Source organism: Nocardia sp. NPDC004722 (assembly GCF_053601505.1).
The window spans coordinates 1-15,272 of record NZ_JBSGBY010000144.1 but is presented as its reverse complement, the minus strand read 5'-3'; the positions used below and the strand labels follow the sequence as shown (position 1 = coordinate 15,272).

General features: G+C 68.6%; 15 protein-coding genes. 6 read left to right on the top strand and 9 right to left on the bottom strand.

Going from position 1 to position 15,272, the window contains the following annotated elements; all coding sequences use genetic code 11:
• The first annotated feature begins 290 nt into the window (after positions 1-290).
• The 4 genes from panB to ACWELQ_RS16620 all read left to right on the top strand — a co-directional run bounded on the left by panB (position 291) and on the right by ACWELQ_RS16620 (position 3,660).
• The gene (panB, locus tag ACWELQ_RS16635; protein ID WP_452397922.1) at positions 291-1,145 is read left to right on the top strand and encodes a 3-methyl-2-oxobutanoate hydroxymethyltransferase; all 855 of its coding nucleotides are present in this window, start codon (positions 291-293) and stop codon (positions 1,143-1,145) included.
• A gap of 200 nt (positions 1,146-1,345) precedes the next feature.
• Positions 1,346-1,807 (top strand): hypothetical protein, encoded by a 462-nt coding sequence (locus ACWELQ_RS16630; protein ID WP_452397921.1) that lies wholly within the window; start codon positions 1,346-1,348, stop codon positions 1,805-1,807.
• Positions 1,807-2,763 (top strand): prolyl aminopeptidase, encoded by a 957-nt coding sequence (gene pip / locus ACWELQ_RS16625; protein ID WP_452397920.1) that lies wholly within the window; start codon positions 1,807-1,809, stop codon positions 2,761-2,763. Before ACWELQ_RS16630 ends, pip begins: the two co-directional genes overlap by 1 nt.
• Positions 2,764-3,660 carry a CHAD domain-containing protein gene (locus ACWELQ_RS16620; RefSeq protein WP_452397919.1) on the top strand — a complete coding sequence of 299 codons (897 nt, stop codon included), beginning with the start codon at positions 2,764-2,766 and terminating at the stop codon, positions 3,658-3,660.
• 9 nt (positions 3,661-3,669) lie between these two features.
• On the opposite strand, the gene ACWELQ_RS16615 is transcribed toward ACWELQ_RS16620, so the two are convergent.
• Positions 3,670-4,371 carry a TIGR00645 family protein gene (locus ACWELQ_RS16615; RefSeq protein WP_452397918.1) on the bottom strand — a complete coding sequence of 234 codons (702 nt, stop codon included), beginning with the start codon at positions 4,369-4,371 and terminating at the stop codon, positions 3,670-3,672.
• A gap of 123 nt (positions 4,372-4,494) precedes the next feature.
• On the opposite strand from ACWELQ_RS16615, the gene ACWELQ_RS16610 reads away from it, so the two are divergent.
• On the top strand, positions 4,495-5,412 hold the full coding sequence (locus ACWELQ_RS16610; protein WP_452397917.1) for a DUF4436 family protein: 918 nt from the start codon (positions 4,495-4,497) through the stop codon (positions 5,410-5,412).
• A 19-nt stretch (positions 5,413-5,431) separates the two neighbouring features.
• Here the strand turns inward: ACWELQ_RS16610 and dgoD are convergent, their stop codons facing one another.
• The 8 genes from dgoD to ACWELQ_RS16570 all read right to left on the bottom strand — a co-directional run bounded on the left by dgoD (position 5,432) and on the right by ACWELQ_RS16570 (position 13,611).
• Positions 5,432-6,577: a galactonate dehydratase gene (dgoD, locus tag ACWELQ_RS16605; protein WP_452397916.1), complete on the bottom strand. Its 1,146-nt coding sequence runs from the start codon at positions 6,575-6,577 to the stop codon at positions 5,432-5,434.
• Entirely contained in the window at positions 6,574-7,329 is a 756-nt protein-coding gene (locus ACWELQ_RS16600; protein WP_452397915.1) for an SDR family NAD(P)-dependent oxidoreductase, read from the bottom strand. The genes dgoD and ACWELQ_RS16600 overlap by 4 nt, the downstream gene beginning before the upstream one ends.
• A 17-nt stretch (positions 7,330-7,346) precedes the next feature.
• The gene (locus tag ACWELQ_RS16595; protein ID WP_452397914.1) at positions 7,347-8,312 is read right to left on the bottom strand and encodes a sugar kinase; all 966 of its coding nucleotides are present in this window, start codon (positions 8,310-8,312) and stop codon (positions 7,347-7,349) included.
• Entirely contained in the window at positions 8,309-8,917 is a 609-nt protein-coding gene (locus ACWELQ_RS16590; protein WP_452397913.1) for a bifunctional 4-hydroxy-2-oxoglutarate aldolase/2-dehydro-3-deoxy-phosphogluconate aldolase, read from the bottom strand. The genes ACWELQ_RS16595 and ACWELQ_RS16590 overlap by 4 nt, the downstream gene beginning before the upstream one ends.
• 145 nt (positions 8,918-9,062) lie before the next feature.
• Positions 9,063-9,968, bottom strand: coding sequence for an SMP-30/gluconolactonase/LRE family protein (locus ACWELQ_RS16585; protein ID WP_452397912.1), 906 nt, complete (start codon positions 9,966-9,968; stop codon positions 9,063-9,065).
• Positions 9,969-9,985: 17 nt separating this feature from the next.
• On the bottom strand, positions 9,986-11,053 hold the full coding sequence (locus ACWELQ_RS16580) for an ABC transporter permease (protein ID WP_452397911.1): 1,068 nt from the start codon (positions 11,051-11,053) through the stop codon (positions 9,986-9,988).
• 6 nt (positions 11,054-11,059) lie between these two features.
• Complete coding sequence (locus ACWELQ_RS16575; protein ID WP_452397910.1) at positions 11,060-12,571, bottom strand: sugar ABC transporter ATP-binding protein; 1,512 nt, start codon at positions 12,569-12,571, stop codon at positions 11,060-11,062.
• Complete coding sequence (locus tag ACWELQ_RS16570; protein WP_452397909.1) at positions 12,562-13,611, bottom strand: substrate-binding domain-containing protein; 1,050 nt, start codon at positions 13,609-13,611, stop codon at positions 12,562-12,564. Before ACWELQ_RS16570 ends, ACWELQ_RS16575 begins: the two co-directional genes overlap by 10 nt.
• 154 nt (positions 13,612-13,765) lie before the next feature.
• Between ACWELQ_RS16570 and ACWELQ_RS16565 the strand changes: the two genes are divergently transcribed.
• Positions 13,766-15,007: an ROK family protein gene (locus tag ACWELQ_RS16565; protein ID WP_452397908.1), complete on the top strand. Its 1,242-nt coding sequence runs from the start codon at positions 13,766-13,768 to the stop codon at positions 15,005-15,007.
• Positions 15,008-15,272: the final 265 nt, after the last annotated feature.

The following is a 15,272-nucleotide window of genomic DNA, read 5'->3' as shown; positions in this document are numbered from 1 at the left end:
ACGGCATGGGCCACACCTGGCCCGGCGCACCCGGGCCCGCCGCGCTGCGGCCGGTGCTGGGCCGGTCTCCGCGCAATATCGACGCGGCCGACGAGATCTGCCGATTCGGCCTGCCACTGCTCGCCCCCGCCGACGAGCGTCGACTGCCACCCGCGGCGGACCTCCGCGTCCAGTAGCGGATGTGAGGAATTCCATCTCCGGCGCGAGCGGGGCGAATGGCAGACTGAGAGCGTCATAGCAACCCGGGGACCCGGTGACGGGCCTCGAGGAACGACGAAAGAGGGACGATGATGTCCGTATCTGATGCGGAAACGCCTGTGTATGGGGCTGTGGCACCGTCAACTCCCGCGAAGCGGAAGATGCGAGTGCAGCACTTGCAGCAGATGAAGCAGGCGGGTGAGCGCTGGTCGATGCTCACCGCGTACGACTACTCCACCGCCCAGATCTTCGAGGACGCCGGGATCCCGGTGCTCCTGGTCGGCGATTCGGCCGCGAATGTGGTGTACGGCTACGACACCACGGTCGCGATCACCATCGACGAATTGATTCCGCTGGTTCGAGGCGTCGTCAAGGGTGCGCCGCACGCGCTGGTGGTGGCGGACCTGCCGTTCGGCAGCTACGAGTCCTCTCCCGAGCAGGCGCTGGCCACGGCCGTGCGCTTCATGAAGGAGGGCGGCGCGCACGCGGTGAAGCTCGAGGGCGGTGAGCGGGTCGCCGACACCATTCACAAGCTGACCGCGGCGGGCATTCCGGTGATGGCGCACATCGGGTTCACCCCGCAGAGCGTCAACACCCTCGGCGGCTTCCGGGTGCAGGGTCGCGGCGACGGGGCCGAACAGCTCATCACCGACGCCATCGCGGTGCAGGAGGCGGGCGCCTTCTCCGTCGTGATGGAGATGGTCCCGGCCGAGCTGGCCGGGCAGGTCACCCGCAAGCTGACCATTCCGACGATCGGCATCGGCGCCGGCGTGGAATGCGATGCGCAGGTGCTGGTCTGGCAGGACATGGTCGGTTACACCGGCGGCAAGACCGCCAAGTTCGTGAAGCAGTTCGCCGATGTGGGCGGCCAGTTGCGCAGCGCGGCAGCCACTTACGCGGACGAGGTGCGGCGCGGCGTGTTCCCGGGCCCGGAGCACAGCTACTGATCGGCGCCGCCGAGCAGTGCACGGAACGCCCTCGCGGATTCTCGCGGGGGCGTTTTTCGACGCCGATCACCCGATTCCCGCCCGCGATCTCGATAGCCGACGGCTATCGACACGTATTCGGCCCCTGCCTTCTCGGTCCACTACCCGGTTTTGGTGGCAGACTCGGTAGCCAACGAGCTGGATCGACCAAAGGGAAGTTCATGGATCGTGGAAGTAGTCGCTGGGTTCGACGGGCGCCGCTGGTGATCGCCGGCGTGGCCGCTCTCGCATTGGTCGCGGCCTGTGGGGACAACTCCTCGACCGGATCTACGCAGCCGAAGGGCTCGGGCTCACCGCTCACCTCCACGGTCGCGCCGAGCGGTTCGGGCGCACCGACCACCGGGGCGAACGGGGCGGGGTTGAATGTCACCGATGATCAGGCCAAGCAGTTGTGCGATCTGTTGCGGCCGCAGCTGTCGGACTGGCGGGTGCAGACCCCGACCATGGACAAGGTGTCGCTCAACGCGACCGTGATCCAGTGGGCGGCGCAGAACGGCCTGTTCCTGCCGAACGAGCGCGGCGTGGTGGATCGGGTCACCACCAAGAGCTGCCCGGACGTGCGCAGCGAGGCCATCAAGGCGATCGAGATCCCGGATCTGGCCTCGGGGCTGGTGGCGGGCTGATGCGCACCCTGTATCCGCCGATCGAGCCCTATGAGAAGGGCATGCTGGATGTCGGTGACGGCCAACAGCTCTACTACGAGGTGAGCGGCAACCCCGACGGCAAGCCCGCGGTCTTCCTGCACGGTGGCCCGGGCGGCGGCACCTCGCCGTATCACCGGCAGTTCTTCGATCCGCAGGCGTACAAGATCGTCGTGTTCGATCAGCGGGGTTGCGGTCAATCCACTCCGCACATCGCCGACGGGGCGAGCCTCGAGCACAACACCACCTGGCATCTGGTCGCCGATATCGAAAGGCTGCGAACACATTTGGGCGTCGACGCCTGGCTGGTGTTCGGCGGTTCCTGGGGTTCGACGCTGGCGCTGAGCTATGCGCAAGCCCATCCGGAGCGGGTCACCGAATTGGTCTTGCGCGGGATATTCCTGTTGCGGCGCAAGGAAATCGATTGGTATTACAATGGCTCCGCGGGGTACGTGTACCCCGATGAGTGGGAGAAGTTCCTGGCGCCGGTGCCGGAAGCCGAACGCGGGCAGGACCTGGTCGAGGTCTACCACCGGCTGCTGCACTCCCCCGATGCCGCCCTCGCCACCGACGCGGCCGTCGCGTGGTCGACCTGGGAGGGTTCCACGAGTTCCCTGCTGCCGCACCCGGATCGGGTCGCCGAAACCGCCGACCCGCGATTCGCGCTGGCCTTCGCCCGCATCGAGAACCACTACTTCGTCAACCACGGCTTCCTCGACGAGGGGCAGCTGTTGCGCGACATCGACCGCATCGCCCATATTCCCGGCGTGATCGTGCAGGGCCGCTACGACGTGGTGTGCCCGGCCACCAGCGCCTGGGATCTGCACAAGGTCTGGCCCGCTTCGGAATTGCACATCGTGCCCGACGCCGGTCACGCCGCTCTCGAACCCGGCATCACCCACCATCTGGTGGAAGCCACCGACAAGTACAGGACGTAGATGAGTACCACAGCCGGTCCCGCCTTGGTCGACGCAGTAGCCGCCGATGTGGACCGGCTGTGTACGGCCGAACCCGATGTGCGCCAGGATCTTCCGGATTCGGTGCATTCGATGCGGGTGGCCACCCGGCGACTGCGCAGTGTGCTGAAGTCCTATCGCCGCGTCCTGCGACGCAAGCCCGTCGGCGAGATCACCGACGAATTGCGCTGGCTGGCCGGACTGCTCGGGGTCGCGCGGGACGCCGAGGTGCGGGCCGAGCGGTTCGCGGCGCTGCTGGGCGACGCCGGGGCGCCGTTCGACGAGAAGACGGTGCCGCTGGGCGAGAAGTCCGCGCCCCGCAAGGATTTCGGCGCGCAACTGGTGGCCGATGAGCGCCGCTTCTACGCGGGCGCGCACCGCGCGGTGGTGGACTCCTTCGACAGCCGCCGCTACCGCACCCTGCTGGATCGACTACACGGGATGATCACCAACGCCCCGCTGCGCCCGGCCGAGGCGGGCAAACCCGCCGACCACGTCTTCGCCGACGTGCTGCGCCACGACTTCCGCGAGCTGCGCCGCCTGGTGCGCATGGAGCCGAGCCTCACCGAGGAAGAGCGCGTCGAGCATCTGCACGATATCCGTAAGGCCGCCAAGCGATTGCGCTACTCCGCGGAGGCCGCGACCGCCGTCCTCGGCGAGCCCGCCGCCGAACTCGGCAAACGCGCCAAACGCCTGCAAGGCGTCCTCGGCGACCACCGCGACGCCGTGGAATCCCTGCAAACCCTGCGCACCCACGCCGCCCACGCCGACGAGTCCGGCTACGAACGACTCTGCGCCGCCGAGGAAGCCGCCGCGGCCAAGGCATTGGAGCAATACCCGGCCGCCGCCGAATTCCTCCGCCACCACCCCCTGGGCTGAGCGCGATCGCTAATTGGTGCGGAAGGCCGCCGGATCGCCGTTGCCCCAGCCGCCGGGATGCGGGCCGGGCAGCGCGGGGGCCGGTGTCTCGTGGCCGTTCTGGTGCACGGTGCCCTCGGGATGGCCGTTCTGGTGGTGGCCGTGGTGGGCGGCGTGCGGCATGATGCGGTCGATCCAGGCCAGCAGGACCGCGGACGCCACGAAGGAGAGGTGGATGATCACCGGCCAGAGGTAGCGGGCGGAGTGTTGGCCGGGGTTGGCGTCATTGGTGATGCTGATGAAGGTTTTGAGCAGGTGGATCGAGGAGATGCCGACGATGGACATGGCCAGCTTCACCTTCAGCACGTTGGCGTTCACCTGGGCCAGCCATTCCGGCTGATCCGGGTGCCCGTCGATGCGCAGGCGCGAGACGAAGGTCTCGTAGCCACCGACGATCACCATGATCAGCAGGTTGGAGATCATGACGACGTCGATCAGGCCCAGCACCGCGAGCATGATGCTGGTTTCGGCATTGCCGTCGGCGAACAGCCCGTGCACCAGATCCCACAGTTCGCGCAGGAATTGCCAGACATACGCGGCCTGCGCCACGATCAGGCCGAGATACAGCGGAAGCTGCAGCCAGCGGCTGAGAAAGATGAAGTAGCCGAGGCTGCGCTGCTGAGCGGCCTCGGGGTTGTTCGCGGTTGGATGGTTCTGATACGGAAAAGCCATGGGACCCAATACAGCACGCAGGAAATCAAGCCCCGATCAGTTCTGGATCACGCCCGGACCACTCGGTTTGGAATTGATGTCTTCCTGATCGATCGGTGATCGGCGCGCCGATAGGTTCGCGGCGTGCAACACGGAATTCAGCAGAAACGCCGCGGACCGCTGTGGCTGGTCGCGGTCGCGGCGGCCGTCATCGTGGGTCTGGTGCTCGCCCTGTCCACCTACGAGGTGGGCCGAACCCGTTCGGAGGCTTCGCATCCCTTCGGCAATACCGCGGTCGCCGACCGCGTGGACCTCAATATCTGGATCGGCAAGATCGACCCGGCCACCCAGACCGCGACCGTCGAGGTGCTGGCCGAGCCGCGCGGCGCACTCGCCGACAAAAACGGCCGCTTCGCCTCCGACGCCCTGCTCTACGCCTCGGCGCTCAAGGCGGATCCGATCAAAATCAAGGCGGGCGAACCGATTTCCGCCGCCGAGGTGAAGGTCGTGGTCGAGGGCACCCTCACCGACTATCCCTTCGACTCCTACGACTCCGTCCTGGCCTTCGACGTGTTCAGCGGCGACAAGCGGCTGCCGACCGCGGCGACCGTCGCCAGCGGCGAGACCTTGTTCGCGGTGAGCGAGACGCCGGAGAACAGCACCGACAACGGCATCGACCTGACTCTGCGTGCGAGCCGGTCGATCCCGTCGCTGGTGTTCGCGGTGTTCATCATGATCCTGATGCTGGGTCTGGCCCTGGCCGCCGCCATCGCCTGCTACTACGTGCTGGGCGGCAGACGCGGTTTGATGTTCCCGGCCGTATCCATGATGGGCGCACTGCTTTTCGCGCTGGTGCCGCTGCGCAACGCGGTGCCCGGTGGCGCGCCGATCGGCTCGATCATCGACTTCACGTCGTTCTTCATCGCGGAGGGCGTGATCGCGGCGGCGCTGGTGGGCACCGTGATCGTCGGCTACCGGGTGGAAATCGCGAAGGAGCGCGCGGAGGCGGCCGCGACCCAGCATCCGACGGATCAGTTCCGGGTGCTGGCCCCGCAGCGCTGATTCACCCTTCGGCGCTGATTCACCATTCGGCGAACGAGCCGTCCTTGCGCTGCCAGACCGGGTTCCGCCAGCGGTGCCCGGTCTCGGCGGCGCGGGCGACGGCATCGGCGTCGATGTCGATGCCCAGTCCTGGCGCGGTGGGCAGTCCGACATGACCGTCGCGGTAGGCGAAAACCGCCGGGTCGAGGAGATAGTCGAGCAGGTCGGAGCTGGTGTTGTAGTGGATGCCCAGGCTCTGTTCCTGGATCAGCAGATTCGGGGTGGCGAAGCCGACCTGGAGGCTGGCCGCCAGCGCGATCGGGCCGAGCGGACAGTGCGGCGCCAGCGCGATATCGCGGGCCTCGGCCAGCGCCGCGATGCGGCGAACCTCGGAGATGCCTCCGGCATGCGACAGGTCCGGCTGCACCACGGCCACCCCGCGTTCGAGCACCGGCAGGAAATCCCAGCGCGAATAGAGCCTTTCGCCGGTCGCGATGGGAATGCTCGTCGCGCGGGTGATCTCGCCGATCCGATCGCTCACCTCCGGCACCAGCGGCTCTTCCACGAACATCGGCAGGTACGGCTCGAGCAGCGGCAGCACCCGCCGCGCCATGGCGACCGACAAGCGGCCGTGGAAGTCGACGGCGATATCGAACTCGTCGCCGACCGCCTCCCGCACCGCGGCCACCCGCTCGACGATGCCGAGGGTCGCGCGCGGGGTGTCGATGGCTTCCATTTCGGCGGACGCGTTCATCTTGATCGCGGTGAAGCCCTGGGCTTTTCGTTCCAGCGCGGCCTGCGCCACATCGTCGGGCCGGTCGCCGCCGATCCAGCTGTAGACGCGGACGCGATCGCGCACCGCCCCGCCGAGCAGCTGCCACACCGGCACGCCGAGCGCCTTGCCGGTGATGTCCCACAGCGCCTGATCGATGCCCGCGACCGCGCTGGACAGGATGGGCCCGCCACGATAGAAGCCGCCTTTGGTAAGGGTCTGCCAGTGCGCCTCGATCCGCATCGGGTCCTCGCCGATGAGGTAGTCGGACAGTTCCTCGACGGCGGCGGCCACGGTGTGGGCGCGCCCTTCGATGACGGGTTCGCCCCAGCCGCTGATCCCCGCGTCGGTGTCGATGCGCAGGAAGCACCAGCGCGGCGCGACCAGATAGGTGGTGAGTGCGGTGATCTTCACCGGGATTCCTTTCGCACGCTCCAGCCGCCGTCCACGACCAGGTTCGCGCCGGTGATGAAGGAGGCGTCGTCGGAGGCGAGGAAGGCGATGGCGGCCGCCACCTCCTCGGGCGCGCCCAGCCGGTCGAGAACCGTTGCGCGCGCCGATAATTGCCGTCCTTCGGCGTCCACGTCATCCCATACCGGGGTGAGGATCGGGCCGGGCAGCACGGCGTTCACCCGCACCCGGTCCTGCCCGTACTCCACCGCGAGCTGCCGCACCAGCGCGGTCAGCCCGCCCTTGGCGGCCGCGTACACCGGATAGCCGGGCAGCCCGAATTGCGCGTGCACGCTGGAGACGGCGACGACATTGCCGCGCCGGGCGCGCAGATCACCGATGAAGGTGCGCAGGCCCAGGAACAGCGGGGTCAGATTGACCGCCAGCCCGTCGTCCCACTGCTGCCGGCTCAGCTCGTGGGCCGGGATGATCGCCTGCCGAGAGGCGTTGCTGCACAGGAAATCCACCGGACCGAAGCGGTCGTGGACCCGCTCCCGCAACGCTTCCCACGAGTCCTCGCGGGCGACATCGCACCACCGGTACTCCGCGTGCGCGCCGGTGGCCCGGATCTTGTCCGCCACTTCGCGTCCCGCGGTCTCGTCGATATCGGCGATCACCACGGTCGCGCCCTCCGCCGCCAGTCGCCACGCGGTGGCCGCCCCGATGCCCGAGGCCGCCCCGGTGACGACGGCAACCCTGTCCGTCAACCGGCTCATGCTCTTCCCCTTCGTGCTCATCGCTGAATATCGGCCCCGTCGAGCAGCCCGAGCTCGTCGCGATAGGGCAGCCCTGCCCAGTCGCCGGGCACCGAGACGGCGAACGCGCCGCAGAGCGCGGCCAATCGCAAACGCTCCGAGACGGATCCGCCGTCGAGCAGTCCGGCCAGGTATCCGGCGACGAAGGCGTCACCGGCCCCGACCGGGTCGACCGCGGTCACCGGGACCGCGCCCTCGCGCAGCAGCGCGCCGTCGGACCAGGCGGCGGCCCCGTCGGAGCCGAGCTTGAGCACGACCTCCGAAGGGCCTTGGGCGGCCAGGGCTTCGGCCATCGAGGGCAGATCCTCGGGCACGGTGTCGGGGAGGGCGAACCACAGCAGCAGGGCGGCCTCGTCGAGACCGGCGAAGAGGATATCGGTGCGCGACACCAGTTTCGCCAGCTCGGCGGCGGCCTCGGCGGGTGTCCACAGCGCGCTGCGATAGTTGACGTCCAGCGCCACCGGGACCCCCGCGTCCACGGCGATCCCGACCGCCAGATCGAGCGCCGCTCGCGCCGAATTGCTCAGTGCCGGAGTGATTCCGGTGATGTGCAGGACACCGGCGGCGGCGATCCGGGCCGCGTCGATCTGGTCGACGGAGAGGTGCGCGCCCGCCAGGCCACGCCGGTAGTAGGTGACCCGGGTGCGGTCGGCGGTGCGTCGCTCACGCAGCATCAGCGCGGTGGGCAGGTCCGGATCCAGGCGGCAGCCGGAGACGTCCACCTGTTCGGCGCGCAGCCGGTCGAGGATCATGCGGCCCACGGCATCCGCGCCCACACTGCCGATCCAGGCGCTGTGGTGGCCGAGCCTGCTGACCCCGATCGCGACGGTCGCCTCCGCCCCAGCGAAATCCATGCGCAGGCTCGCGCCGGGGGCGAGCGGACCGGGGTCGGTGGCGGCGACCACGCCGAGCGCTTCGCCGAGCGTTACCAGTCCGCCCCTCATGACAGCTGGTCCCGCAGGTGACGAACGCGCTCCCGCAGCGCATCGAGATCGCCACCCGCACAGGCGTCCCCGATGAGCGGCGAACCGATCCCCAGCGCCGCGGCCCCCGCCGCCAGATACGCGCGAGCCTCACCCGGCCCGACCCCGCCGGTGGGCACCAGCGGGATCTCCGGCAGCGGCGCGCGCACCGCCCGGATATAGCCCGGCCCACCCAGATTCGCGGGAAACACCTTCACCATGCGGCTCCCCGCCGTCCACGCCCGATGAATCTCGGTGGGCGTGAACGCCCCGGAGATCACCGGTACCCCGAGCCGCAGCCCGGCCGCGATCACTTCCTCGACCACCGCGGGGGTGATCAGATAGGCCGCCCCGGCCGCAACGGCGCGCTCCGCGTCCGCCGCACTGAGCACCGACCCCACGCCGATTCGATGCGCGAACCCTGCGCATTCCCGCACCGCGTCCAATGCCCCCGCACTCGTCAGCGTGAATTCCACTGCCGTAATACCGGATTCGTGCAGTACCGCCGCCACGTCCGCGAAACGATCCGCCTTCGGCGCACGCAGGATCGCGATGACCGGGACCTCCGGCCGCAACGGATCGCTCACTGGCGCCTCCGAGGGAGGCGCATCCGGCGCGGCTGCATCACTCGGGCCCGAATCATGGCGGGTCGCATCCCCGGAGCTCACGAGCCGTAGGGCGGAGCGAACCTCCGAGCGGGCCGCACTCGATCCCGCTGCCCCAGATGTCTCATCATTCATTTGTCGAAACCAGCTTCTCGTCGGCGAACGGTGTCGCGGGGCGGCCGGTCACGCCGGGAACACAGGTGAACAGGCGGCCCGCGTGAGGTTCCCGGGCGGCCTCGTGTTCGGCCGCCGTGGTGATGACCAGAATGTCGAGGTCGGGACCGGCGAAGGCGCAACTCGAGACCTGGGAGGGTCCGACTTCGACTGTCGTGCGGAGCTTTCCGTCCGGATCGAAGGCCCGGACCTGACCCGCGCCCCACACCGCCACCCAGACATTGCCCTCGGCATCGACGGTCAATCCGTCCGGGTCGCCGTCGGCGAAGTACGCGAACGGCCTGCCCGCGCCGAGGGTTCCGGAGTCGAGGTCGTAGTCGAAGGCATCCACCCGGCGGGTGGGACTGTCGGCGTAATAGAGGGTGCGTCCATCGGGGCTCCAGCCCAGTCCGTTGGAGATGGTGACCCCGGTACGCAGCGTGCTGAGAGTGCCGTCCGGATCGACCCGGTAGAGAGCCGAACCGCCGACGCCCCCTTCCTCCGCCATGGTCCCGGCGAGTAGCCTCCCGCGCGGATCGACCTTCGCGTCGTTGAACCGACTCCCAATCCCGCCTTCGGCCAACGGCACTCGCACGAGAGGCTCGCAGACGCGACCCGAATCGTCGATTCGGACGATGGTGTCACCGGCTGTCGCCAGCAATCCGCCTGAGGCGCACGGCAATACCGCGCTGACCGGAGGGTCGAGCGTTAGGCGAGTGCCCGGGATCAAGTCCGGGATCCCGCTGGTCAGGGTGGCGCGGTGGATGTGTCCCGCGCGGATGTCGACCCACAGGAGTTCCTGGGTGCGGGAGTCCCAGACCGGGCCTTCGCAGAGGCGGCCGGGTGGTAATGCGCACACGTGTGCTGTCAGCGTGTCCATCGAGTGCTCCGGGCGGGTTAGGTCGGCAGGCCGACGGCGCGTTCGCCGCTGCGGCGCTGTTGGATCACGACGGCGGCGACCAGGAGGGAACCCTGGGCGACGTTCTGCCAGAAGGTGTTGACGCCGACCACGTTCAGGCCGTTGTCGAGGGCGCCGAGCAGGATGACCGCGAGGAGGGTGCCGCCGACGGTGCCCTTGCCGCCCTTGAGGGCGCAGCCGCCCAGCGCGGCGGCGGTGATGGCCTTGAGTTCCAGGCCCTCGCTGCCGGAGACCGGCTGGCCGGAGCCGGTGCGTGCGGTGAGGATGATGCCCGCGACGGCGGCGACCGCACCGGCCAGCATGTAGACCGCGATCAGGTACTTGTTGATGTTGATGCCGGAAAGCCGTGCGGCCGTGTCGTTTCCGCCGATGGCGTAGATATTGCGGCCGATGTCGGTGTATTTGAGCAGCACGTGCACGCCCAGCGCGACCACCGCGAGGACGATCACCGGCACCGGCAGCCCGAGGATCTTGCCGCGCGCCAGGAAGATGAACACGTCGTTGCCGAGCACGAAGCCCTGCGCCTTGCCACCCGAGATCAATTGCGCGAGACCCTTGTACGCGGCGAGCGTGGCCAGCGTCGCGATCACCGGATTGACCCGGCCGTAGACGATGATCAGCCCGTTGGCCAGTCCCAGCACCAGTCCGACCCCGATCGCGGCCAGCATTCCGACGAAGGCATTGCTGCCCGCCGAGGTGAACGCCATGGCACTGATCACCGAGGCGACCCCGGCCTGCGAACCGACCGAGATATCCAGCGCGCCACAGATGATGACGACGGTCTGCACCACGGCCAGCAGCCCGAAAACGGTGACCGCGTCACCGATTCCGGCGATATTGCGGGGATCGAGGTAGCCGTCGTTGAGCCAGGCGAAGATGGCCACGACCACCACCAGCGCGCCGATCAGGCTGAGATTGCCGGTGCCGATGCCCCGGATCACCCGTCCCGGGGTGAGCGTGGACAGGCCGCCCAGGTAGCGGGCGACTCCCGGCGGCGGCGGGGACACCGTGGTGTCGGTGAGGGATTCGATTCTCTGGTCGGTCATGTCTTCCTACGTTCGCTGCGCGGTCAGGTCGTTCGCCATGGCCAAGGCGAGAATCGCCTCCTCGGTGGCATCGGCGCGGTCGAGTTCGCCGGTCACCCGGCCCTGCTGCATGACGACGATGCGATCGGCCAGCCCGAGCACCTCGGGCAGTTCCGAGGAGATCACCAGCACCGCGACGCCGGAGGCGGCCAATTCCTCGATGACGTGGTAGATCTCGATCTTCGCGCCGACATCGACGCCGCGGGTGGGCTCGTCGAGGATGAGCACCGTGGGTTTGCGGGCCAGCCAGCGCGCCAGCACCACCTTCTGCTGATTGCCGCCGGAGAGCTTGCGCACCTCCTGCTCGATGGAAGGTGTGCGCACGCGCAGGGATTCGACGTATTCGAGCGCGAGCTGACGTTCCGCGCCCCGGCGGATGAACCGCCAACGCCGCAGCCGATCCAGCATGGCGAGCGAGATATTGTCGCGCACACCGCGATGCAGCAGCAGCGCCTGCGCCTTGCGTTCCTCGGGCGCGTAACCCATGCCGGCGCGGACCGCGTCGCGCGGCTGCCGCAACCGCACCCGCTTGCCGTCGATGCGCACTTCCCCGGACCGGATCGGCAGGTCGCCCGCGAGCGCGCCCGCCAGTTCGGAGCGGCCCGCGCCGACCAGCCCGGCCAGCGCCACCACCTCACCGGCCCGCACCCGCAGGCTCACGTCCCGCACGTCGTCGGTGGTGACCCGGTCCACCTCGAGCAGTACCCGCCCGAGCTCGGAATGCTTGCGCGCGAACACCGTCGACAGATCGCGCCCGACCATCATGCGCACGATCTCCTGCTCGTCGGTGTCGGCGGTGTCGCGCACCCCGACCAGCGCGCCGTCGCGCAGTACCGCCACCCGGTCTGCGAGCTGGAAGATCTCCCGCATCCGGTGCGACACGTAGATGACCGCGAGGCCGCGGTCGCGCAGCCTGCCGATCAGCGCGAACAGCGATTCGGTCTCGTGATCCGAGAGCGAGGAGGTGGGCTCGTCGAAGGCGATCACCTTGGCCTCGGTGGTCAGCGCCCGCATGATCTCCACCAATTGCCGTTGCGCGGCAGTCAGTTTGGAGCCGAGCGTCTCCGGGTCGAGGTCGCGGCCGAAGCCGAGCCGTTCCAGGTCCGCCCGCATCCGATCGCGCAGCGCCGCCCGATCCAGCAGCCGCCCGGCCCGGCGCGGCAGCGCGCCGAGGTAGACGTTCTCGGCGACCGAGACGTGCGGCACGATCTCCGGTTCCTGCCCGATCACCCGGATGCCCGCGGCCCGCGCGTCGGCGGGGCTCGCGAATTCCAGTGGCACGCCGTCGAGTTCGAGGCTGCCGCCGTCGGGCCGGTGGTCACCGCCGAGGATCTTGATGAGCGTGGACTTGCCCGCGCCGTTCTCCCCCATCAACGCGGTCACCACACCGGCCGGGAAGTCCAGGCTCACCTCGCGCAGCGCCGGCACCCCGGCGAAGCCCTTGGCGAGCCCGGCGACCCGCAGTCCCGTCAGCTGCACGTGACGCCCGCCTGCTGCCAGTTGCTCGCGTCCACCATCTGGGTCGGGGCGAATGCCTCGGCGGGCATGGCTTTTCCGTTCTTCAGATAGTCGACCATTGTCTGCACGGCCAGCGCGCCGACGTCCTTACCGTTGATGAACAGCGCCGCCTTGAAGCCGGTCGGCTTGCCGCCCCGCCATTCCTTGCAGGCCAGGTACGCGCCGAGCCCGACGCCGAGCACATTGTCGGCGGAGTAGCCCGCGTTCTGGATGGCCGAGACGCCGCCGCTGACGTTCTCGTCATTGCAGCCCATGACGATCCAGTTCTTCACCGACCGATTGCCCGCCACCGTCGCGGAGATCTTGTTCTGCGCGTCCGACGGCGTGTTGTCGGTGCCGACCTCGATCACCTTCACGTCCGCGCCCGACGCGTCCTTGAACGCCTTCTGGTTCGCCTTCACCCGATCGGTGCAGACCGTGACGTCCTGCTTCCAGGCGTCGACGATCGCGGTCTCCTCCGGCTTCCAGCCCAGCTTCTTGAAGTCCTGGCCCGCGCGGGTGCCGACCTCGGTACCCATTTGAGTGCCGCTGAATCCGACGCGCGGCACCAGACTGTCCTTGGCGCACGACGCCGGATCCGGGCCGTTGGTGCAGACCTGGTCATCGGAGGTGAGCAGGGCGACGCCGCCGGACTTGGCCAGCTGCACGACCTGCGGGCCGACCGAGGGATCCGGCACCACCACGATGACGCCATTGGCCTTCTGGTTCACCGCGTTCTGCACCTCGGTCACGGCCTTGTTGGCGTCATTGCCGAGGTTGACCACCTTCAGGTCGACGCCGAGCTCCTTGGCCTTGGCCTTCGCGCCGTCGGCCTCGCCGATGAAGTACTCCTGATCGCCCTGCTTCTGCGCGTAGACCAGGCTGACGGAGCCCGTATCGTGCTGCGGCCCAGCATTGTTGGAGCCGGAGTCCTTGCCGGACGAGCAGGCGGTGGCGGCGAGGGTCAAGGCTGCCGCGCACACGATCGTGCTGGTCCATCGGCGTCGGTGGGTCCAGGACATGAGCACTCCTAGGTGATCTGCCACACAGTTGGCGTCGCTAGTGATGCCGGTTACAGTAGGACTTCGGATAACTATTGTAAATACTGTTGGGAGAAGTTCGTTCGCGAAGCGCTCCGGTATCTTCGCGGCAACAGTGAGAAGGAGTGGCGGGGCCGTGTACCAGCTGACCGCGCGGGATATCCGGCGCCGCAACAGGTTCTGTGTGCTGCAGGCGGTGTACGCCGCCGCCGGGCACACCAGTCGCCAGGAGATCGCACAGGCCACGGGACTCTCGTTCGCGACGGTCGGCAATATGATCGCCGAACTCTTGGACGTGGGCGTGCTCGCCGAGCTCGGCTACGAGGCGCCCGGAATCGGGCGGCCGCGTGCGCAATTGGCGATCAACCCGGATCGCGGGCGGCTGATCGGCGTCGATATCGCCGAAACCAGCATCCACGTGGACGTTTTCGATCTGGCCATGACGGTGCTGCGGTCCAGTGAGATCCCCGTCGACCCGGCGGCCACCACACCCGCCGACATCGTCGAGCTCATCGTGCGGGGCATCGGCGAAGTCCTCGACAGCGAGGCCGACAAGCTGCTCGGCATCGGGCTGAGCGTGCCCGGCCTGGTCGAGCCGGAGACCGGCACCTCTGTGTTCTCACCGTACTGGCACTGGCGCGACGTACCGTTGAAAACCCTGCTGGAGCAGCGACTTCCGTATCCGCTGTACCTGGACAACCCGCTCAAGGCCAGTACCGCGGCGCAGCTGTGGTTCGGCGCGGGACGCGATGTCGACGATCTGATCGTGGTCACGCTGCGGGCGGGCGTCGGCATCGGTGTGGTGATCGACGGCATGCTGTATCGCGGTGTCAGCAACAGCGCGGGCGAATGGGGACACACGAATCTCGTGCTCGACGGCCGCGCCTGCACGTGTGGCCGCAACGGCTGCGTGGAAGCCTACGTCAGCGCCCCGGGCATCGCCGCGACCCTGCGCGAGATCGATTCGGCCAGCGAACTTCTCGCAGACGACGATGCCGCCACCATCGCGGCGATAGCGGCCGCCGCGGCCCGGCACGACGCGACCGCCATCGCGGTCATCGACAAGACCGGCCAATACCTGGGCGTCGCCATCGCCAATCTGGTGAACCTCTTCAACCCCCGCCGCATGGTCTTCGGCGATCTGGTCGCCCGCCAGCTGGGCGCCCCGCTGTTGGAGGCGACCCGTCGCGCGGCCGCCCACCACGCCATGGCGGCCCCCTTCTCCGCCGTCACCCTGGAGCTCGACACCCTCCCTCACAACCCTTCGAGCCTCGGCGCGGCGACCTTCGCGCTGGAAGGCTTCCTGGACGACCGCGAAACCTTCACCTCTGTAGCCGCCCGCCGCTCCCGCCGCCCCGAACCCTCCACCCCGGCCTGATCCCGGCCCGGTGCGATGATTTTCGGGTGGACGCGTCGTCGACTCCTCTGGATGGAACGAACGACAGGAGACCGGATATGACCAGGCCGTTCCGCTTCGGGGTCGTGGCCCCGCTCATGACCGACGTGCCGACATGGCGAGATCGGGTGCGCCGCATCGCCGATGGCGGGCCCCGGCCCGACCGGAGCCAACGCGGTCGAGGCCGCACTCAAGCTGGCGCGCAAGGTCACCGGCCGCACCGGCATCCTGAACTTCACCAACGCCT